The sequence below is a fragment of the Holdemania sp. 1001302B_160321_E10 genome, from assembly GCF_015552275.1.
In the GTDB taxonomy this organism is placed as follows: Bacteria; Bacillota_I; Bacilli_A; order Erysipelotrichales; family Erysipelotrichaceae; genus Holdemania.
Map to the genome: position 1 here is coordinate 46,545 of NZ_JADNEM010000018.1, position 21,884 is coordinate 68,428.

The following is a 21,884-nucleotide window of genomic DNA, read 5'->3' on the forward strand; positions in this document are numbered from 1 at the left end:
GGAGAGGGACTGTTATGGAATTCAATAAGAAAAAAGTCACCGATTTTCTAAGCAATAATGCGATTGTCATACTCCTGGTCCTGTTGGTTCTCTTTGTCGGCTTTACCCGCAAGGGATTCTTCAGCGGCCCGAATTACAGCAATATTATCACCAATGTTACACCGCGGTTCATCATCGCGCTGGGCGTCAGCGGCTGTCTGATCACCAAGGGCACGGACCTGTCGGCTGGCCGAATGGTCGGTTTCGGCGGCGTTATCGCCTGTACGCTGCTGCAGCGTCCGGATTATACTGCGAAATTCTTTGCGAATCTGCCGCAGATGCCGTTAGTCGTCGTCCTGTTGATCGTCATGTTGATCACGGCGTTCTTCGGTCTGCTTAATGGCTGCGTCGTCGCGTATCTGAAAGTTCCGCCGTTTCTGGCGACGCTGGGCATGCAGACGATCGTTTATGGCATTAACCTTGTTTATTCGGGCGCGGATCCGATCGGCGGTCTGCGTTCAGATTTCACCGGCGTGGCGACCAACGCCATGTTTACGGTCGGGAAGTTCAGCTTTAAATGGTTATTCTTGATCGCAATCGCCGCAGGTTTGATCTTCTGGTTCCTTTATAACAAGACCCGCTATGGCAAATATATGTACGCGATCGGCGGCAATGAAAACGCGGCGGAAGTTTCCGGCGTGAACGTCAACCGTTCCAAACTGAAAATCTATACGCTGGCGGGGCTGATGTATGGTCTGGCAGGCTTCCTGTTAGCGGCGAAGTCCGGCGGTGCTTCGGTCAACCTCGGCTTGGGCTATGAGCTGGAAGCGATCGCCGCTTGTACGATCGGCGGTGTTTCCACCAACGGCGGCGTCGGCAAGGTTTCCGGAATTCTGTTAGGCGTCCTTGTCTTTGAATTATTGAAGACGTCGATGCAGTATCTGCGGATTGATACGTCGTATCAGTTCATCGTGCAGGGCATCGTCATTATCGTGGCGGTGGCGCTGGATATCCGCAAATATACAGCGAAGAAATAAGCTGAGATTCAGTCGCTAAATTCAATATCAAATAAAAAAGAGTCCGGAATTACTTCTGGGCTCTTTCATTGCGTATCGCCAAGCGAACTTTAATTACGGTCAGCATGAGGAAGGCGGCGATCAGGATGAAGAAGAAGGGGATGAATTCCGGCTGTGTGCCGAACATGAACGCCACAAGCATAAACAGAATGAATTGCGTTTTGAGGCGTTTGCGCACGGTGTTGACGTCCTCCTGAATGACTTTATTTTTGATGTCCGCTTTGAAATAAGCTTTTTCATACAACATCGCACTGCCATATTTCATCGCAAAATAGGTGGCGACAAACAGGCCAACCGCCAGGATCAGAATCCAGACCTGCATCTTCCAGTTTAATAAGAAGAAGATGAAGACCAGCACGATCGAATACAGAACGGCGCTGAAGCAGAAATAGATCAACAGATCCGCTTCGCTGATATAACGCTTTTGTTTATGACCGCAATGCGGGCAGACGACACGGCCGGGTTCGAATTGTTCAAAGCGGGAATTAACCTGAGATGTAATTGGTTTTCCACAGCTTTCACAGTTAATTTTCATGAATATCACCTTGTCTTATTGTACCATATTCTGAGGTGCGAATATAGCGTAAAATCAGGACTGAAGCATAGTGGAAAACGGGCGGACAAGTCCGGGAAATGAAGGGGGGAGCAAGGCTTTAAGGAGGCACTGAAGGGGAAGTTAAGAATTCAGAAGGGGGAAGCTTCAGTAAAAGCGCAGAAGAAGCAGACAGAAAACGACAACGATCAGGCTGACGGTTAAAACTAAAATTACTGACGAACGCGTGTTGAAATAGATTAACGTTAGAATCAACCCGCCGAAGCAGATCAGCCGCAGTCCGTTGGCTCGGTTTTTTACATTGCATTGTTCCTGTGCCGATAAAGGTTTGGAAGTCGTTGGTGAAACGCGGTACAGCAGAAACCGGAATTGATCCAGAAACAGAATGCCGCTGCCCAGAAACAGAAGATTTAGGAATGAGCGAAGTTCGGTCCGGATCCCGGCAAAAACAGGCAGGAGTAAAACCAGAGCCAGAAGTAAGCTCAGCATGACCCCCAGATCAATTAAAAAGTCAACCTGCGTCAGGCGGCGCGATTGCAGCGCATGGCAATCAGGACATTCAATCGGTCCGGCGTCATAGCGGGCGAAAGCAGTCCTGACCGTTTTTGTGAGGTCGCCGCCGCAATGTTCACATCGGATTTTCATCATTGCCACCTCTTTCTTATTTAAATTAAGTATAGCATAGACGGATGAGGAAGGAAAATTTGGTCAACAATGGAAACTGAGCAGGCAGAAGCCTGTCATTTCCAAGCGGAAAGTGCTAAAATAAGGAACACAGACCAGTCGGATCCTAACGAAAGTTTCGGCTGAATCAAAGATCGCGGATCTGCGGATAAAAAAGGAAAGAAGGATAAATCGTGACACAAATTGATATTATTTCAGGATTTCTCGGCGCCGGAAAAACAACGCTGATAAAAAAACTCTTGCAGGAAGGTTTCCCAAAAGAGAAAACCGTGCTGATTGAAAATGAATTTGGCGAGATTGGCATCGACGGCGGCTTCTTAAAGGAAGCTGGGGTTGAGATTAAGGAAATGAATTCCGGATGCATCTGCTGCAGTCTGGTCGGCGACTTTGCGGAAGCTTTGAAAAAGTGTGCGGAACAATTCCAGCCTGATCGGATCATCATTGAACCGTCCGGCGTGGGTAAACTGTCGGATGTCATCGGCGCCGTTCAGGGAGTTCAGGCAGAAACAGGAATGGAACTGCACAGCTTTACCACGGTAGCGGACGCGACAAAATGTAAGATGTATATGAAGAATTTCGGCGAGTTTTTCAACAATCAGATCGAACACGCCAACACGATCGTTTTAAGCCGGACACAGAAGCTGAGTGAAGAAAAACTGGCGGAATGCCTGGCGCTGATCCGGGAAAAGAACCCGAAAGCGGTCGTCATTACGACCCCATGGGATGCGATCAGCGGCGCACAGATTCTGGAAGCGATGGAACAGAAGGAACTGATGGAACAGCTGATGAAGGAAGATGAATGTCTGCCGCATCACCATGATCACGACGAGGAATGCGAATGCGGACATCATCATGATCACGATGAGGAATGGGAATGCGGACATCATCATGATCACGACGAGGAATGCGAATGCGGACATCACCATGATCACGATGAGGAATGTGAATGCGGACATCACCATGATCACGATGAGGAATGCGAATGCGGACATCACCATGACCACGACGAGGAATGCGAATGCGGACATCACCATGACCATGACGAGGAATGTGAATGCGGACATCACCATGATCACGATGAGGAATGCGAATGCGGGCATCACCATGACCACGACGAGGAATGCGAATGCGGGCATCACCATCATCATCACCATCATGGCCATGATGCGGATGAGGTTTTCACCAGCTGGGGTGTTCAGACAGCCCATGTCTATGATGAGTCCGAGCTGCAGCAGGCTTTAAATCAGATCGCTGAGGGCGCGGCAGCCGGCACGATTCTGCGCGCGAAGGGGATTGTTCCATGCACAGATGGAACCTGGCTGCATTTCGATATGGTACCGGGCGAATGCGAAATCCGCCGGGGCGCGGCAGCGGTAGCGGGTATGTTGTGCGTCATCGGCGCACAGCTTGACGAAGCTCAGCTGGCCGGACTGTTTCATGTAAAGGGGTAAACTATGGACGTTCCTGTATATTTATTTACCGGTTTTCTGGAGAGCGGAAAATCATCCATGATGAAGGAAACGCTGTCCGATCCGGAATTCAACGACGGATCAAAAACCTTGATTCTGGCATGTGAACAAGGCGAAGTGGAATTTGACAAGCCCTTTTTAAAACAAACTCACTCTGTTTTGGTGAATGTGGAAGAGAAGGAAGAACTGACAGCTGATTATCTGGAAAAACTGGAGCACGAATACCGGCCGAAACAGGTATTCATCGAGTTTAACGGTATGTGGAGCGTGACGGAATTTCTGGATATGGAATTTCCCATCAACTGGATGCTGGTTCAGATCATTTCCACTGTGGACGCGCAGACATTTATGATGTATGTCAACAATATGCGTTCGCTGATGTATGATCAGCTGGTGCATTCGGAGATGATCCTGATCAATCGCTGCGACTCCAATACGAAGAAGTCTTTTCTGCGAAGCAATATCAAAGCCATCAACAAAGGCGCGCAGATTATTTATGAATCGGTCGACGGCGGAATTAACGATCTGCCGGAGGATGATCTGCCTTTCGATCTCAACGCCGAGGTGATCGACATTCAGGATGACGATTACGGTCTGTGGTATATGGACGCTCTGGATCATCCATACAAATATGACGGCAACGTCGTGCGGTTTAAGGGAAAAGTCGTGCATGTGGAAAAGGATAAGCGCTCCTTTGTGATGGGACGTTATGCGATGGTCTGCTGCGCGGAGGATACATCGTTAATCGGTTACCTGTGCAAGTGCGCCAAACCTGTCAACCTGGCGGTGAATGAATGGATTACCGTCACCGCCCGGATTGAAGTCGAATACGATGAGGAATATCAGCGCAATCTGGTCGTTCCGCATGTTCAGGCGCTGAGGATGGAAGATGAATTAAAAGAGGATCTGGTTTATTTCAGCTGAATAAACAAAACAACGTCCGGAAGCACCGTGCTTTCAGACGTTTTCTTAAAGAATCGGGACAGTTTTTTAACCGCGAAGCTGTTTTGCATAGCTGATACAGAAACTCAATGATTTTAAAGGGAAAAGGCTTCAGTCTGATCAGGTTGAACGGATGGGCGCTGAAGCTTGCGCACAAGCCTTTTCTTTTCGGCACAGCGAGAGTAAAATGAATACAGCAATACAGTGAGAACAGGCCGGGGATTGCGGATGAAGCAAAGCGCAGCCGCCGGTGAAAAATGGAATTGAAAAGTTAGGGAGGAGTCTTATGCGCGCATGTTTTTATCGCCGGACAACACTGGGCATGATCCGGATCGAGGAAAAGGACGAACGGATTGTACGCGTTGATTTTGAACAGGAGTTTCCTGAGGACGAGGAATGTGAAGTAGCGGAAACGGCTTGTTTATGGCAGGCGTTCACGCAGCTGCAGGAATATCTGGAAGGCCGGCGGCAAACTTTTGAGCTGATTCTGCATCCGGAAGGAACCGCGTTTCAGAAAGCCGCCTGGCAGGCGCTGATGGAAATTCCGTATGGGGAAACCCGGACATATAAGCAGCAGGCGGAAAGCATTGGCAAGCCGAAAGCGCTGCGGGCGATCGGCATGGCGAATCATCGGAATCCGATTCCGATTTTTATCCCCTGCCACCGGGTAATCGGGGCGGATGGCTCGCTGACCGGTTATGGCGGCGGATTGGATATCAAGCGCACATTATTGGCACTGGAACGCCGGACATTGGAAAAGAAACGGGAAGATGAGCTGAAAAAAGCGGCGCAGTAACCGCGGACAGCTGTGGAAAATCAAAGAAAAGAGGAAAATTTGATGGAATCATTTGAATTGCGCGACGCTGACGCCGCTTTATTGGAACAAATTGCGGCACTTGCGGAAATCATCTGGCATGAACATTATGAATCTATTCTGGGCGTGGATCAGGTTAATTATATGGTCGAACATTTCCAATCGCTGCCTGCGATGAAGGCGCAGATTGCCAATCAGGGTTATCGGTACCGCGGCGTTTTCCATCAAGGCCAGCTTTGCGGTTACGTTGCGACGGCATTGAATCCGGAATATCTGTTTCTAAGCAAACTGTATCTGGCCGCCGATGCGCGGGGGCTGGGGTTGGCGTCAAAGGTATTGGCGGTTCTCAAAGAAGAAGCAAAAGCGGGAAGCGGTCGGATTCAGCTTACCGTCAACCGCTTCAACGCAAATTCCATTGCGGTTTATCAGAAATGGGGCTTCGTCACACTGCGGGAAGAAAAAACGCCGATTGGCGGCGGTTATTTTATGGACGATTATATCATGGAGCTGGATTGCCGCTAGCAAAGCGGTTCAGGTCAAAAAATCAGGAAAAGCGTCGGAAAAGGTAGAGTCCGTGGCATTTCAATGGTATAATAACGAAGACTGTCTGCTAAGATGTTAACAGTGAAGGAGTGAATTCCGTGAATCTGATGATAGAGATGTTGAAGGCAATCCTATTGGGGATTGTCCAGGGGATTACCGAATGGCTGCCGATCAGCAGCACCGGACACATGATTCTGGTTAATGAGCTGATGCCGCTGACCGTGCTGGCGGATGCGGCCGCGAATAAAGAATTTGTCGATATGTTTATGGTCGTCATCCAGTTTGGATCCATTCTGGCGGTCCTGCTGCTGTATTTCCATAAACTGAATCCGTTTTCTCCACGTAAGAACGCTTACGAAAAACGCAGTACGATTGATCTGTGGCTGAAAGTGATCGTCGCGGTGGTGCCGGCAGGCATCATCGGCGTGCTGTTCGACGATCTGATTGACGCATATTTCTACAATCCGGTCACGGTAGCCTCGATGTTAATCATTTACGGCGTGGCGTTTCTGGCGATTGAAAGCCGGCATCGCCGCCCAAGCGTGACTTCGTTTGAAAAGATGAGCTACAAGACGGCGCTGGCAATCGGTGTTTTCCAGGTCTTGGCCTTGATCCCGGGAACCTCCCGTTCCGGTGCAACGATTTTAGGCGCGGTGCTGCTGGGCTGCTCGCGCGGGATTGCGGCTGAGTTCTCGTTCTTCCTGGCGGTTCCGGTGATGTTCGGGGCCAGCCTGCTGAAGCTGATCAAAATGAAAATCGCGTTCTCTCTGGCGACGGCTTCGGTGCTGATCGTCGGCATGATCGTCGCGTTCATCGTTTCCGTGTTTGCGATCCGCTTTTTAATGGGGTATATCCGCAAGCACGACTTCAAGGCGTTCGGCGTGTATCGGATCGCCTTGGGAATTTTGGTATTCGCTTACTTTTTCTTCATGAAGTAAGAGTTCAATAAGGGGGAAATGCTGCGAAGGCATTTTCCTTTATTTTATTGAGAGTAGAAGAAAGGATTTGATGTATGAATAATCAAGCATGGCTTGTACTGACGGAGGGGTTCCTGTCGTTTTTCTCCCCCTGCGTTCTGCCGATTTTACCTGTCTACATGGCGTATCTGAGTCAGGATGCGCTGAAAAAGGATTTAACAGGCTGGCGGAAACGATTGCATATCTTTGGCTTTACGCTGGCGTTTGTGCTCGGCATCTGCACGGTATTCTTCATCGCGGCGATGTCGGCGAAGGGATTGAGCGGCTGGTTAAATGAGAACCGGTTGTTAATCTCGCTGCTGGGCGGGATTCTCATCGTTTTCTTTGGTCTGGTGCAGTTAGGCTGGATTCAGATTCCGTTTCTGATGCGGGAATTCCGGTTTACGCAGAAGCAGGCTGGAAAAGAGGCCGGCAGCCTGCTTCAGGCTTACGCGATGGGGTTCTTATTCAGCTTTGCGTGGACGCCCTGCATCGGACCGATGCTTTCCTCGGTGCTGGTCGCTGCGGCGGCTTCATCCAGCAGCACGCTGCTGATCTTCTGTTACGGTCTGGGTTTCGTCGTTCCATTTTTAATCCTGGGATTATTTACAGAGGAAGCGCTGAACTGGCTGCAGAAGAAAAAGAGCTGGCTGCCGAAAGCGATGAAGCTGGGCGGAATTTTGTTGATCGTGATGGGCCTGTGGATGAGCGTTCCGGCGGTGGGGGCGATTTCCGAACAACTGCGCCGACAGCCGGCGAACTCAACGGCGGCTTCCAGCCAACCGCAGCCGACGGCGACCCCGTCCGTGGATGAAAACGGCCGCGAGATCATTCCGGCCTATGATTTCACCTTGACGGATCAGTATGGCAATACCCATACGCTTTCAGACTATAAAGGGAAGATTGTGATGCTGCAATTTTTTGCCACCTGGTGTACTTATTGCAAGGCGGAATTGCCTTCGGTGCAGGAGTTGTATGAAGAATTACCGGACGATCTGGTCATTCTGGTCGTCAATCAGCCGGGCGGAAGGGAAACCGACAAGCAGGGCGTCATCGACTTCCTGAATAAAAACGGATATACGTTCCCGACAGTCTTTGACGAGGACGGACAGGTCAATTATAACTATGGCGTGACCGGACTGCCGACGACGTATCTGATCAATACGGAAGGCAATGTATATGGCTATATGCCGGGGGCCATGGATAAGCAGACGATGCTGCAAATCATTGATATGGCGCGCAACAACGAAGCATATTGAGCGTGAGATTGAGCGAATTTTCAAAGGTCTGCGGTCGGGAAACGGGGAAGCGGCTGCTTGCTGAGGCCGTGAACTCAGGACGAATTTGCCGCAGATTTGAAAAGAGATAGAAAAGGAAACAGAAAAGGTAAATTTCAGAAATTGAAGTTTATCTTTTTTTTCATAGAAATTGAATGGGATTGCAAACTGCGGAAGAAATGAAAAACAGGGCTAAAAATAAAAAAGTCGGAGCCACCGACTTTTCCAGGAATCAGGGTCTGCGAAAGGAAGCGCAGGACCCACGGGTTAAGTAAAATGAAAGAGAGGAAAAAGAGGAAACTGTTCATAAGGTTAAATTCATTTTACTTAGATCTAAACAGGAATTTGATCAGGACCATCAAGTTTCTGTTTATGGTTAGTAGTTTAAACTGGTTGGTAAAGATTGTCAAGCAATTTTCAACTTTGATTGTAAAAATTTCATCATCAATGAAAACAGTTTCTTTCGTGAAACTTACAAATAAGGAATGCATGACAATGTATTGAAAACTTCGGGACGCCAAGAAAGAACGGGATCATCCCGGAAACAGGGTAACGAGGGGATCCGGCTCTGCTTCGTCAAAGCTCCGGATTTGTTCCATGATCTTTTTCAGATTCATTTCCCCAACGGCCAGATATTCCAGCCCGGAGCGATCGCCGGCAGTATGATAATGACCGGTGGATTCGTCGATCATCGTATTTTTGGCTGTCAGATGAATTTGTCCGGTATGCGCAAGCTTGAGAACCTGCCGGGCATTGTATTCCCGCACTCCGCCCCCGGGCAGAATCTGAATCTGATCGCCATAGAGATCCTGCAGGCGGCCTAATTCTTTGCAGCCTTCCACGATATTCGGATAGACTGCGCCGCCGCTGGTCAGCACACGTGTGATGCCGCAGCGGATCAGAGTCTTCAGCGAGTCTTCCATATTTTCTGTGCTGTCGTAAGCTTTGTGGAAAATGGCTTCCTTGCCCCGGGCAGCCTTAACCATTTGACAGGTCCGGTCTTCGTTAATGCTGCCATCCTCATTCAGAAAGCCGAAAACCAGACCGTCGGCGCCATGATCCATAAAGATCTCAGCATCCTTCAGCATGGCCTGAAACTGCGGCTCAGTATAATCGAAGCCGGCGCCCCGCGGCCGGATCATCACGCAGATCGGCAGGCTGACCCGACGTTTCGCTTCCAGGAATGTACCCAGCGACGGTGTCAGGCCACCCAGCTCCAGCGCGTGGTTCAATTCGATCCGATCTGCCCCCAGCTTTTCCGCCAGCAGGCAGTCGTCGACGCTGCCGCAGCAGACCTCGACAATAATGTGTTTTTTCATAACGATCTCCTTCCTTGAAATGACCTGGTTACCACCATGGATCATTTCCGGTGATTTGATTTCATTGTAGCCTTCATGTTTGGAAAGTGCAATCAGAAGTGATGCCGGAGATGGCATTTCCCCTTTTGATTTCGATTTTGTTTCCAATCCGGAATGTTTTCTTTCTTGATTTCCGTAGAAAATCGTTAAAACGCAGGAAAACACTGGTCACTGTCAGGAACCTCTGCTATAATGACAAACGTAAAAGTTCACCGTATATTCCTGAGGATCGGGCACAGGAGTTTCTACATGGCGGCCGTAACCGTCATTCTACGATGGAAGCCTTTCTTCATGCTTCTGTCCTCGGGAAGCTTTTTCTTTTACGGCGAAGCTTTTTAGAAAGTAAGGGGAATTATGTTAGAAAAGTTATTTAAGCTGTCTTCTCACAAAACGACGGTCAAAACGGAAATATTGGCCGGTCTGACCACCTTCTTAGCCATGGCGTATATTCTGGCGGTTAATCCGGGTATGCTGGGGGCCACGGGCATGCCGGTACAGTCCGTCTTCCTGGCGACGGCGATTGCGTCTGGCATCGCCTCCATTCTGATGGGCGTGCTGGCGAACTATCCGGTTTCCTTAGCTCCGGGCATGGGCGTCAATGCGTTCTTCACTTATACCGTCTGCATGCAGTTCGGCTACAGCTGGCAGGCGGCTCTGGCCGCGGTCTTTGTTTCTGGAATAATCTTCATCGTTATTTCGGTCACAGGCTTGCGTAAAATGATCATCAACGCAATTCCGCAGCAGCTGAAACTGGCCATCGGCGCGGGCATCGGCTTCTTCATCGCGTTTATCGGCTTGAAGAATGCCGGCATCATCGTCGCCAATGAATCGACGTTCGTCGCTTTGGGAAAACTGACGGATCCGGTGGTTCTGCTTGCGATCTTCGGGTTGGCGCTGACGCTGATCCTGTTGGCAAAGAAAGTCACGGCGGCCGTGTTCTGGGGCTTGATCGGCACCGCGGTGGTCGGGGTCATCGCGGGATTGTGCGGAGTAGCGAATATGCCGCAGCTGCCGACGGCGATCATGCAGTTCAACTTTGAAATGCCGACGCTGGGTGCGTTTATGAGCGGCTTCGGCGAACTGTTTTCACATAAGGATTTCATCGTCGTCATCTTCTCCTTCCTGTTTGTTGACTTCTTTGATACGGCGGGAACGCTGGTTGCAGTGGCAAACCGGGCAGGGTTGGTCAATGAAAAAGGTGAACTGGAAAATATTGAAAAAGCACTGCTTTCGGACTCCGTCGGCACCTGTGTGGGCGCTGTCTTGGGGACTTCGACGGTAACGTCGTTTGTAGAATCGACCTCGGGTGTTGAGGTAGGCGGACGGACGGGCTTAACCGCGGTGACGACCGGCGTTCTGTTCTTGTTGTCGATTGTCTTCTTCCCGCTGCTTTCCGTCGTGACCAGCGCGGTTACGGCGCCGGCTCTGATCGTCGTCGGAATTCTGATGGCGCAGCAGCTGGGCGGCATCGAATGGGATAACTTCATCTTCGCGTCGACCGGCTTCATGGCGATCATTATGATGATTCTGTGCTATTCGATTTCCGACGGTATCGCGTTAGGGTTTATCACCTATGGCGCGGTGATGCTGGGCAGCGGCAAGGCGAAGGAAGTCCGGCCGATTATCTGGATTCTGGATATCGTCTTTATCCTGTATTTCATCATCTGATTCATCCATCATTTTCTGTGGTAATCCGCCACTTTCGATGGTAAAATAAACAAAGGAAAAAGTGAATTAGAATACTCGTTATTTTAATTCACTTTTCAATTCCAAAACAAAGGAGGCAACACGATGGCTGATAAAATTATCGTTCTCGATTTCGGCAGTCAATATAACCAGCTGATCGCCCGGCGGATCCGGGAGTTCGGCGTCTACAGTGAGCTGCATCCCAATACGATGACGCTGGCGGAGATCCAGGCCCTGGGGGATGTGAAAGGCATTATTTTCAGCGGCGGACCGAACAGCGTCTATGATGAGAATGCGTTCAAATGTGATCCGGCAATCTTTACGAGCGGTCTGCCGATTCTGGGAATTTGTTACGGCATGCAGATGACGCATTTCATGAACGGCGGCGACGTGCGTTCGTGCAACAGTAAGGAATATGGGCGGACTGAGATTGAGATTGAATCGGATTCTCTGTTGTTCAAGGGGCTGCCAAAGAAGCAGACCGTCTGGATGAGCCATGGCGATCAGGTGTCCAGGCTGGCTCCGGGGTTTGTGAAGGACGCTTCCAGCTCTACTTGTGAATTTGCTTCGACGAGCAATCCGGAAAAGCGGATATATACGGTACAATTCCATCCGGAAGTGCGGCACAGCGAATATGGCAACGAGATGCTGAAAAACTTTGTATTTGAAATCTGCCATGCGCAAAATAACTGGTCAATGCACAATTACATCGACATGCAGATTGAGAAGATCCGCGCTCAGGTCGGTTCGGACAAGGTTCTGCTGGCCTTATCGGGCGGGGTGGATTCCTCTGTCGTGGCGGCGTTATTGCACAAGGCGATCGGATCGCAGCTGTATTGCATGTTCATTGATCATGGCCTGCTTCGCAAAGGTGAGGCAGAGAGTGTCATGGAGACGTTCGGTCGGAATATGAAGCTGAATCTGAGGAAGATCGACGCGTCGAAGAAATTTCTGGATAAGCTCAAAGGGGTATCGGATCCGGAACAGAAGCGGAAAATCATTGGCAATGAGTTTGTCTATACGTTTGATGAGGAAGTCAAGAAGCTGGCAGAGGGTGAGAATATCCACTGGCTGGCGCAGGGTACGCTGTATACAGATGTGATCGAAAGTGGTACGCAGACCGCCCAGACGATCAAGTCGCATCACAATGTCGGCGGTCTGCCCAAGGATATGCAGTTCCAGTTGATCGAACCGCTGAACACGTTGTTCAAGGATGAAGTGCGGCAGTTGGGCAAGGAGCTGGGCCTGCCGGACGAAATGGTATGGCGGCAGCCGTTCCCGGGGCCGGGATTGGGAATTCGTGTTTTAGGCGAGATCACGGAAGAAAAATTAATGATGGTTCGTGAATCGGATGCGATTTTGCGCGAAGAAATAGCGAAGGCAGGACTTGAACGGGACATCTGGCAGTATTTCACCGCGCTGACGAATATGAAGTCGGTGGGTGTCATGGGCGATCAGCGGACGTATGATTACGCCATCGCGATCCGGGCGGTCACTTCGATCGACGGGATGACCGCGGATTGGGCACGAATTCCATTTGACGTATTGAGTGTAATTTCCAGTCGGATCGTTAACGAAGTGCCTCATGTCAATCGCGTGCTGCTGGACATCACGTCCAAGCCGCCGGGAACGATCGAATTTGAATGAGTTTATGGACTGAAAAAAACTAGTGTTTATGCCGGATTCAAACAAATTTGTTTAAGTGCTGGCAATGATTTGGCAACATGTGATCCCTACTGATGTAATAATTTCTAAAGAAATAGTATAGAAAAACCTTATTGACTTCCTTTTCCACTTCTGGATATCGAAAATCAGTAAGGTTTTTAATGTTTATTTTTCTTTTTTAGTTCACTCATAAGAAAATCGCTAAGTGTTTTCGAGGAAACTTTTATCCAGTGATGAGAGTTGTCAAGTTCTTATATTTACAGCGCCATTGTTTGTCTTCTTCATTGGTAATTTCGCCTTGATCCAGTTAGATAGTTTTTTTAAAATCTATGAAACAGACAAAAGAAAACGGGTGAAGGAAAATACATGAAAATCCAAAAGCTATGTGATATGCACAACGATACTTCATTATTTTGAATTATGTAAGATGGAGAAAATAGAGACAAAGGATATTATCGCGGAACAGAATGAGTTGCTATCTTATCAAAATGAATTCGGGCAGCCATATTCTGCTACTCATCTTATAATAATACACGGTCAATTAAACTCTATTTTTAATCATGCAGTAAGATTTATCGCTTACTCTCTAATCCGGCGCGGAAGCCTGAGCAATGGGATCAGAGGAATATAAGGAAATGATGTTCTGGACAAAAGAGGAATATCTGAAATTTGCAGATGACATGATGGATAAACCATAATCTTATTATTCGTTTTTCTATGTGGTTAAGTCATTTTCTTGATTGATATAGCTAATTTTCAAATTAAGAAACTGGCTTTATTGAATAAACTTGGATTATAATAAGGGCATATAAAAATAGGATGGATAATTTAATGAATATAAAGCAACTAATTGGTGAGACATCTGAATATGATAAGAAACTTCTTCTTGAAGAAAGAAAGCCTAAAAGTTGGTGTAAAAGTGTTAGTGCTTTTGCAAATTCATTTGGTGGTTTTTTGATTTTTGGGGTTTCTGATGATGATGAAATAGTTGGCTTAGAAAAGCCGGAGAAAGATGCGGAAAAGATTAGCGAAATAATTAAATCAAAGCTCAATCCAATACCTGAATTTAATCTAAGATTTGAAAATACAAATAATCAAACAGTAATCATTTTAGAGGTTTTTAAGGGCTTTGAAACACCCTATTATTATAGTGGGGATGGCGTATTGGAAGCCTATATAAGAGTTGGGAATGAGAGTGTAAAAGCATCTCCGATAGAATTAAAACGTTTAGTGCTTCGTGGGAGAAATTCATCTTTTGATTCACAAGATTCTACATATAAAATTGAAGACTATGCTTTTTCAAAGTTAAGAGAAAGATATAAAAAGTGGACAGGGAATAGTTTTGATGACAAAGATTTGATTTCATTTGGATTAGTTGATTCAAATGGTCAATTAACCAATGCCGGTGCTTTATTTGCGGATGAGAGTCCAATTCGTTGGTCAAGATTATTTTGTACGCGATGGAATGGATTAAATAAGAGTGGCGGTTCTATTGATGCCATTGATGATGCGGAATATGAAGGAAGTATCATTTCCTTAATTGAAAATGGAGAAACTTTTATTAAACGCAATAGTAGATTAATGTGGAGAAAAACTGCGAATTCAAGAGAAGAAATGCCGGAATATGTAGAACGCAGTTACCACGAAGCGTTAATTAACGCATTAGCTCATCGCGATTATTTAATTAATGGAAGTGAAGTTCATATTGATATTTTTGATGATCGGCTGGAAATTTATTCTCCGGGTGGAATGCCAGATGGATCGATAATTCAAGATAGAGACCCATTAACAATACCATCAACACGTAGAAATCCGGTTTTAGCTGATGTGTTAAATCGTTTAGGCTATATGGAAAGAAAAGGGAGTGGTTTTGGTAAAATTATTAACGGGTATGAGTTGCAGATCAATTATGATGACAAGAAAAAACCAATATTTCGTTCTGATCGTTATCAATTTACGGTAATAATGCCAAACCTAAATTATGTTGTCCCTCAGGATGTCCCTCAGAATGTCCCTCAGGATGTCCCTCAGGATAATGTAGAAAAAAGAATACTTCAATTAATACGTGCGAATAATAAAATAAGCACAGAAAAGATGTCAGAGGCAATAGGAGTTAGTTCAAAGACAATTAAACGGCGTATTAAAAATATGCATAATATCAGATTTGTAGGCCATGGTTCTAATGGGTATTGGGAGATTAAAGAGTGATTAAGGTTCAAGGATAATGGGGTAATAAAAAAGACATAAGAGGAGGAAAAAAGAAGGAATCAGAATATTAGTGGTTATTTGTGAGGCTTGTATCATTGAAACTGAAATATCATAAGCGTCTCAACTATAAAGAAAGAACCAACTTTGCGGTAATCAAGGCAGAGGAAGCAGGAGACAATGAAGAGAAGGAAAGGGGAAGAATGGCAACAGATCATAGAGAACTATCGAGCCAGCGACTTAAGTTCCAGCCAGTTCTGTAATCATAAAGGGATCAAATTAAAAACTTTCTACAATCACATCTATAAGCAAAATAAACGTAAAGAAGAACCGCATCACTTCATTTTTGTTTAAGTGGAAGCGGAGTCAGTGAAAACCGAGTTCAGATCCATGGATGGAACTCGCTTGGGACAGCGGATTCCAGATCGAAAGCAGCATCGCATTCTGCGGCTGTGTATTTGACACTTACTCATGATCTATGTAATTACCGTGTTAAACTTCAATCATTATCCGCAAGCCTGGACAGAAACCTTCGCGAAATATCCTGGGAAGCTCAATTTAATGCCTGAGAATTTCGGATAAAATGAGCATTAGAAATGAACTGGTTCATGCCTGGAATCGAACAGGAGGTAGATCAATGGAACAGAGGAAAGCCAGAATGCAGCAAGCGTTACGCATGGAACCTGATTCAGTACCCAATGCGATCCAGGTGCGTGGAGCGCGTGTCCATAATTTAAAGAATATCAATGTCGATATTCCGCTGAATCAAATTGTCGGGATCGCGGGCGTATCAGGTTCCGGCAAATCTTCATTAGCCCTGGGTGTCTTATATGCGGAAGGTTCACGCCGCTATCTTGACGCTCTTTCAACGTATACACGCAGACGGATGACACAGGCTGCCAAGGCGCAGGTTGATGAAGTACTCTATGTTCCTGCCGCGCTGGCATTGCATCAAAGGCCTGCGGTTCCGGGAATCCGCAGTACCTTCGGCACGGGAACTGAACTTTTAAACAGCCTGCGTCTGATGTTTTCCCGGCTTGCCCATCATCGCTGTCCCAACGGACACGTTTGTCCGCCATCGTTAGCCGTTGCCGCGGGACAGGAATTGATCTGTCCGGTGTGCGGGGAACATTTCTTTGCTCCATCCGCAGAGGAGCTGGCCTTTAACAGTCAGGGAGCCTGCCGGAAGTGCGGCGGTACCGGAATCGTCAGGACTGTAGATTTGTCAACGCTGGTTCCCAACGAATCGCTGACGATTGATGAAGGCGCGGTCGTTCCCTGGAATACCCTGATGTGGTCGCTGATGACGGATGTCTGCCGGGCAATGGGCGTCCGGACTGACGTTCCATTCTCGGAATTGACGGCCAAGGAACGTGAGATCGTTTTCTACGGTCCGGCTGAAAAGAAACATATATTTTATAAAGCCAAGAACACCAATCAGGCCTGCGAGATTGATTTTACGTATTTTAACGCTGTTTATACCGTGGAGAACGCGCTTGCCAAAGTGAAAGATGAAAAAGGCATGAAGCGCGTTGAAAAATTTCTGAAGCAGGACAGCTGTCCGGAATGCGGAGGTTCGCGGCTTTCCGTGGCGGCCCGGGCGCCGAAGCTGCGCGGTATTTCGCTGGATGAAGCCTGCCGGATGACCTTATCTCAGTTAACACTCTGGGTTAAGGAGGTTCCGGAATCCCTGCCAATAGAGATGCGGCCAATGGCCTTTGCGATCTGCGAATCCTTTCAGACTGCAGCGAAACGGCTGATGGATTTGGGACTGGGCTATCTGACATTGGACCGGGCGGCGTCAACGTTATCAACTGGCGAACGTCAGCGGATGCAGCTGGCCCGCGCTGTGCGCAACCGCACAACCGGCGTGCTGTATGTTCTGGATGAACCCTCAATCGGGCTGCATCCTTCCAATATCGTGGGACTAACCGGGGTGATGCATGATTTAATTAAGGATGGAAATTCAGTCGTTCTGGTCGATCATGATACGCAGATCCTGAGGGAAGCGGACTGGATTGTGGAAATGGGGCCGGGAGCCGGGGCCGAGGGAGGACAGGTGATCGCCGAAGGACCGCTGAATGAAATTAAAGAAAACGCTCAATCGCAGATCGGACCATTTTTGGCGGGAACCGCCGTTGTTGACGTATGTCGGCGGACAATTTCCGAAGATCTGTTCAAGCTGGGAAAAATCCATCTGTCGACCGCTGCGCTGCATACCGTTAAGCCGTTGGAAGCCGATATCCCAAAAGGCCGGCTGACCGTGGTAACCGGGGTTTCGGGGTCCGGCAAGACGACATTCATTTTGGAAAGTCTAATTCCAGGCCTGGAAGCCCTGATCGGCGGGAAGCCGCTGCCGAACCATGTGCGCTCACTGGAGGCAGGGGATATCAGTCAGGTCAAATTGATCGATGCAACGCCGATCGGCATTAACGTCCGCTCAACGGTCGCCACTTATGCCAATGTTCATGATGAATTACGAAAGGTATATGCGCGGACCCCACAGGCGAAAACGCTGCATTATTCAGCCGGGGATTTTTCTTACAACACCGGCAAGCTTCGCTGTCCCACCTGTGATGGAACAGGCACGATCAGCCTCGACGTGCAATTTTTGCCGGATGTGGAAATTCCCTGTCCGGATTGCAGGGGCTCGCGGTATGCCAAGACGGCGGACTCCATTCGCCGGCAGAATAAAATGGAACACGGGTATGCGCTGCCGGAATTGATGGCGATGGATGTCAAACATGCGCTGAATGCCTGTTCCGATTTAAAAACAGTCAGCCAGCGGCTTCAGACATTGCAGGAGCTGGGACTGGGCTATCTGACTTTGGGCGAAGCGACGCCGAGCTTGTCCGGCGGTGAGGCACAACGGCTGAAGCTCGCGTCAGAAATGGGGCGGCAGCAGGAAAACACGGTCTTCGTCTTCGATGAACCGACGATCGGCCTGCATCCACTGGACGTCCGCACCCTGCTTGTGATCCTTGACCGATTAGTGGAGAAAGGGGCGACGGTAATCGTGATTGAGCACGATCTCGACGTGATTGCCAACGCCGATTATCTGATCGACATGGGACCGGGCGGCGGCGAGGACGGAGGACAGATCGTGGCCGTTGGAACCCCGGAAGCAGTGGCGGCCAATCAGGAAAGTATAACGGGCAAGTATTTGCGGAAACATCTGCAGCCGGAATAAGGCTGGATCAAAAAAATTCTGCCATGATTTATGGGGGGCGGATTGAAGCACAGCTGCCAATGAATATATGGATCAAAGATCGTGGTCAGCAGAAATTTTATTATTATCGAAGCGGGGCTGTCAGGCGCTATTTTTGCGGAAATTGACAGGGAGCGAAGAAACGCTCGAACGATGGCAAATCAGAACTGATTTTCATGCACAAAAGGATATTGGATCATGATTCGTTAAGAATCCAACTTTACAGCGGCTAAACTTTTGCGAGTAAGGAAATGGAAGGCTGGAACACGCGGGTTGATGTGGTATTTCTGTTTATGAAGAAACATTGACGTCAGGATCAGAACTTTGCGGCAGCGCTTGAATGGCTTGGATGAAACGTCGATGAATTTTGGTTTATCAAACCCGGAATGAGGTCTGAGTTCATACTGGAAAAATAATACGAAATTGAATGAACTTCCGGGCAGAACCAATATCATTTTTGTCCTGTTTAATGGTATAATAAACCTATGAACGCAATTTGAAGTCATAGAGCTTGTAATGGAGGGTGAACAACGATGGCAATGGACGACATGAATGAAGTACGGGATTTTGATGAAGATATCAAAGACCGAAAAGCACTTATTGAAGAAGCGAAGCAGCTCGATCTTTCAAAGAACTGGAATGAAATCGCTTCGGCAGTTATGAATTTAAAGAAAAGATGGAAGCGGATTTCGTATTGGGAATCAGCTTATGAAGATGAACTGGCGGATGAATTCGAAAAGATGATCGACGCTTTCTATGCCAAGCGCAACGAAGGATTCCAGAGTATTCAGAAGGCGAAACAGGAGTTGATTGAACGCGCTCAGGAATTGTCAAAGTCGGAAAACTGGAATCAGGCGACAGAGGAAATGAACGAACTGATGCGGCAGTGGAAAGCTTTGGGTTCGGCTGGGAAAGAAACTGACGATCAGCTGTGGGAGTCGTTCAACGAAGCGCGCAATGCGTTCTTTGACCGCAAGCGTCAGAATTGGGAAGAGCGAAAGGCGAAATCCGTGAATGCGCAGCAGGTAAAAAAAGAATTGATCAAAAAGGCGGAAGCGCTGGCGGATTCGGAAGAGTGGCAGAAGACTGGCGATCAGCTCAGAAAGCTGATGGATGAATGGAAAAATGCCGGCTTTGCGGGCAAAGACGTCGACGATCAGCTGTGGAACGAGTTCAATGAGGCACGTCAAAAATTCTATGATCGCCGCAGCGCAGCCTACGCGCAGATTCATGAGCGTCAGCAGCAGGTGGCTGAGAAGAAAAAAGAACTGATCGATCAGGCGATCACGATCGTCGCACAGAAAGAATATAACCGTGAGAATACCGAAAAGATGAAACGGCTGAACGTGCTGTGGAAAGAAGCTGGATCCTGCGGCAAGGAGAAAGAAGACGCATTGTGGAAAGAATTCCGTTCTGCGGCAGATGATTATTTCTCCGGCTTGAAGCAGTTTAACGAACAGAAGCACAACGATTGGATCAAACGGATGCAGGAGGTTCGCAACCGGAAAATGGAATTGATCCAGTCCCAGCAACGTCAGCTGAAATGGATGAAAAACGAACTGCCGACCCTGTTGAGTCAGACGGCGGCGGATGAAATGGCTGAAGATATTAAAGATAAGGAAGACTTTATTCAGGAACTGGAAGCTGATCTTGCGGAAATTAACGAAAAGCTCGGCGTCGGCACTAAAAAATAAATCGTCAGAAGGAAGCTCGCAAAAAGAGCTTCTTTTTGTCATAAGATTGAGCGAGGTGAACAAGGCGAAATAACCGCTGGCAAATCACTTGATGAATGCCGTCGCCTTCTAACCCGAAGCATAAAGATACGGTTGTTCTGTTATCAAGGGAAAGACAGTCGTTTCCAATGTCAGATCGAAAGAGGAGAGTAAAACGATGAAAACAACAATGCGCAGAAAAAATCAGGCTTTAACTGAAGAAGAATGTATTGCCATATTGCAGAATGGGACCTCAGGGGTGCTGGCGACAGCCGGCGAGGACGGGGATTATCCGTATGCCGTACCGCTCAGCTATGTTTATTGGAATTCCCGTCTTTATTTTCATTGTGCCGGAGAAGGGCATAAACTGGAAGCGATTGCCCGCAATCCCCGGGTGTCGTTCTGCGTCGTCGATCAGGATCAGGTTGTTCCGGATAAATATACGACGTATTTCCGCAGTGTGATCGTCTTTGGAAAGGCTCGAATTTTGACTGAAGCTGAAGGGAAGCGGATTGCTCTGGAAAAACTGGCTGAACGATTTTCCCCCGAATATCCAAAAGGACGCAAGGCGGAAATTGATAAATTATTTAACGTCGTAACGATGGTAGAAATTCAGATTGAAGCGATGACGGGAAAAGAAGCGAAGGAACTGCGAAAAATACGATAGCTGCGTATTTTTCAGCGGTGTTGGTGAATTAAGACAATTTCAAAAGGCAGGTAAAATGGAAGAAGTGATGATGAACTATTCTGTTTCTTGTTACATAGAAGAGGCTGACAGGTACACTGTGGGAAAGAGGAAACACCTGATGAAATTCTTTTAAGGAAGAATAAACCATGAAAAACCTTGCGGATATTCTGAGAGACAGCCGATGAGAAACGACAATCTCTTTGAATATTGAAAATAAGTGTTAAATCCGCACACTCAGTAGTTTTTCTTCCAACTCTTGTTAGATTTAAAAAAAATGGATGTGCGGCCTGGATGTGAGAACGCCGGCGGTCAATCAGCTGCATGATGATTTCCTGAAAACTCAGGTCGTCTCTCAGCTGATTACAATAGAAGACTGCCGCAAGTTCCAACCGTTGATCAAGCGTTGGATCGTCAATGTGATCAAGTTTTTTGCACCGTTGATGTAACTGAAATCAAGCGAAGAAATAAAAATGCGCTGGATTCTCACTTTGCCTGTGGGAACTCAGCGCATTTTTTTGATTCAGGATCAAGTCTTCTACCGTCAGACAGAGAAAGTTGCGTTTCAGCGGCAAGATAGCTCCTGGAAATCAATCGAAATATGAAACCAGGATCATTCTTGATCGGAGCTCGCCGATGATTGATCGCTGTCGCTCAGTTTAAAATCTTCCGTCTTTCCTTCACTGTAAAAGCGTCCACAGGCTGCGGTGAATTTTAAGACGCAGTAATCCGGATCGTCGACTCCCAATGGATAATACATCGTGTCCGTCGGCTGCCAGATCGACGCTTTGGCTTCATGATCTGTCAGAACTTCCATCGTTCCTTTTAACTGAATTCCGACGAATTTCTGCTTTCCCTGCTTGTAAAAGTAAACGCTGGCTTTTGGCTGAGTCCGAAAGATCTGAACCTTTTGCGAGGAGGTGTTGGTAGAGAAATAGAATGCGGTGCGGCCGTCAATCCGCCGCGGGGCGAACATTGCTTTCTGACTTGGAAATCCATCCTCGTCAACGCCGGCGACCACGGCAACTTTCTGTGTGCGAATAAAACGGATGATTTCATCTTGATTCATCAT

18 protein-coding genes and 1 riboswitch are annotated in these 21,884 nt (G+C 47.7%); of the genes, 14 read left to right on the top strand and 4 right to left on the bottom strand.

The features are described from left to right. The first annotated feature begins 14 nt into the window (after window positions 1-14). Complete coding sequence (gene mglC / locus I2D94_RS11715; RefSeq protein ID WP_072684670.1) at window positions 15-1,016, top strand: galactose/methyl galactoside ABC transporter permease MglC; 1,002 nt, start codon at window positions 15-17, stop codon at window positions 1,014-1,016. A 49-nt stretch (window positions 1,017-1,065) separates the two neighbouring features. On the opposite strand, the gene I2D94_RS11720 is transcribed toward mglC, so the two are convergent. Beyond that, the gene (locus tag I2D94_RS11720) at window positions 1,066-1,590 is read right to left on the bottom strand and encodes a hypothetical protein (protein WP_195397012.1); all 525 of its coding nucleotides are present in this window, start codon (window positions 1,588-1,590) and stop codon (window positions 1,066-1,068) included. A 165-nt stretch (window positions 1,591-1,755) separates the two neighbouring features. Next, on the bottom strand, window positions 1,756-2,256 hold the full coding sequence (locus tag I2D94_RS11725; protein ID WP_195397013.1) for a zinc ribbon domain-containing protein: 501 nt from the start codon (window positions 2,254-2,256) through the stop codon (window positions 1,756-1,758). Between the two features lie 209 nt (window positions 2,257-2,465). Between I2D94_RS11725 and I2D94_RS11730 the strand changes: the two genes are divergently transcribed. The 6 genes from I2D94_RS11730 to I2D94_RS11755 all read left to right on the top strand — a co-directional run bounded on the left by I2D94_RS11730 (window position 2,466) and on the right by I2D94_RS11755 (window position 8,275). Next, a complete protein-coding gene (locus tag I2D94_RS11730) occupies window positions 2,466-3,743 on the top strand; it encodes a CobW family GTP-binding protein (protein ID WP_195397014.1) in 1,278 nt (425 codons plus the stop codon). A 3-nt stretch (window positions 3,744-3,746) separates the two neighbouring features. Then, a complete protein-coding gene (locus I2D94_RS11735) occupies window positions 3,747-4,685 on the top strand; it encodes a GTP-binding protein (RefSeq protein WP_195397015.1) in 939 nt (312 codons plus the stop codon). 304 nt (window positions 4,686-4,989) lie between these two features. Beyond that, window positions 4,990-5,499, top strand: a complete 510-nt coding sequence (locus I2D94_RS11740; RefSeq protein ID WP_195397016.1) for a methylated-DNA--[protein]-cysteine S-methyltransferase — start codon at window positions 4,990-4,992, stop codon at window positions 5,497-5,499. A gap of 42 nt (window positions 5,500-5,541) precedes the next feature. Next, entirely contained in the window at window positions 5,542-6,039 is a 498-nt protein-coding gene (locus I2D94_RS11745; RefSeq protein ID WP_072684676.1) for a GNAT family N-acetyltransferase, read from the top strand. Window positions 6,040-6,167: 128 nt separating this feature from the next. Then, the gene (locus tag I2D94_RS11750; RefSeq protein ID WP_195397021.1) at window positions 6,168-6,998 is read left to right on the top strand and encodes an undecaprenyl-diphosphate phosphatase; all 831 of its coding nucleotides are present in this window, start codon (window positions 6,168-6,170) and stop codon (window positions 6,996-6,998) included. A gap of 74 nt (window positions 6,999-7,072) precedes the next feature. Then, window positions 7,073-8,275, top strand: a complete 1,203-nt coding sequence (locus I2D94_RS11755) for a cytochrome c biogenesis protein/redoxin (RefSeq protein ID WP_072684677.1) — start codon at window positions 7,073-7,075, stop codon at window positions 8,273-8,275. Window positions 8,276-8,826: 551 nt separating this feature from the next. On the opposite strand, the gene I2D94_RS11760 is transcribed toward I2D94_RS11755, so the two are convergent. Then, complete coding sequence (locus tag I2D94_RS11760) at window positions 8,827-9,612, bottom strand: copper homeostasis protein CutC (protein ID WP_072685048.1); 786 nt, start codon at window positions 9,610-9,612, stop codon at window positions 8,827-8,829. 231 nt (window positions 9,613-9,843) lie between these two features. Beyond that, window positions 9,844-9,944: riboswitch (purine riboswitch) on the top strand. A 61-nt stretch (window positions 9,945-10,005) separates the two neighbouring features. Here I2D94_RS11760 and I2D94_RS11765 point away from each other — a divergent pair. From I2D94_RS11765 to I2D94_RS11800, 7 genes are all read left to right on the top strand, one after another. Then, window positions 10,006-11,319, top strand: coding sequence for an NCS2 family permease (locus I2D94_RS11765; RefSeq protein ID WP_072684679.1), 1,314 nt, complete (start codon window positions 10,006-10,008; stop codon window positions 11,317-11,319). A 123-nt stretch (window positions 11,320-11,442) separates the two neighbouring features. After that, on the top strand, window positions 11,443-12,984 hold the full coding sequence (gene guaA, locus I2D94_RS11770) for a glutamine-hydrolyzing GMP synthase (protein WP_072684680.1): 1,542 nt from the start codon (window positions 11,443-11,445) through the stop codon (window positions 12,982-12,984). An 849-nt stretch (window positions 12,985-13,833) separates the two neighbouring features. Then, window positions 13,834-15,210, top strand: a complete 1,377-nt coding sequence (locus I2D94_RS11780) for an ATP-binding protein (RefSeq protein WP_072684681.1) — start codon at window positions 13,834-13,836, stop codon at window positions 15,208-15,210. A 634-nt stretch (window positions 15,211-15,844) separates the two neighbouring features. Beyond that, on the top strand, window positions 15,845-18,397 hold the full coding sequence (locus I2D94_RS11785; RefSeq protein WP_200798796.1) for an ATP-binding cassette domain-containing protein: 2,553 nt from the start codon (window positions 15,845-15,847) through the stop codon (window positions 18,395-18,397). Between the two features lie 551 nt (window positions 18,398-18,948). Next, window positions 18,949-20,109 carry a DUF349 domain-containing protein gene (locus tag I2D94_RS11790; RefSeq protein WP_072684682.1) on the top strand — a complete coding sequence of 387 codons (1,161 nt, stop codon included), beginning with the start codon at window positions 18,949-18,951 and terminating at the stop codon, window positions 20,107-20,109. 196 nt (window positions 20,110-20,305) lie between these two features. Further along, the gene (locus I2D94_RS11795) at window positions 20,306-20,794 is read left to right on the top strand and encodes a pyridoxamine 5'-phosphate oxidase family protein (protein ID WP_072684683.1); all 489 of its coding nucleotides are present in this window, start codon (window positions 20,306-20,308) and stop codon (window positions 20,792-20,794) included. Window positions 20,795-21,108: 314 nt separating this feature from the next. Beyond that, complete coding sequence (locus tag I2D94_RS11800) at window positions 21,109-21,261, top strand: hypothetical protein (RefSeq protein ID WP_195397017.1); 153 nt, start codon at window positions 21,109-21,111, stop codon at window positions 21,259-21,261. 164 nt (window positions 21,262-21,425) lie between these two features. Here I2D94_RS11800 and I2D94_RS11805 read toward each other — a convergent pair whose 3' ends face one another. Beyond that, window positions 21,426-21,884, bottom strand: a complete 459-nt coding sequence (locus I2D94_RS11805) for a pyridoxamine 5'-phosphate oxidase family protein (protein WP_072684684.1) — start codon at window positions 21,882-21,884, stop codon at window positions 21,426-21,428.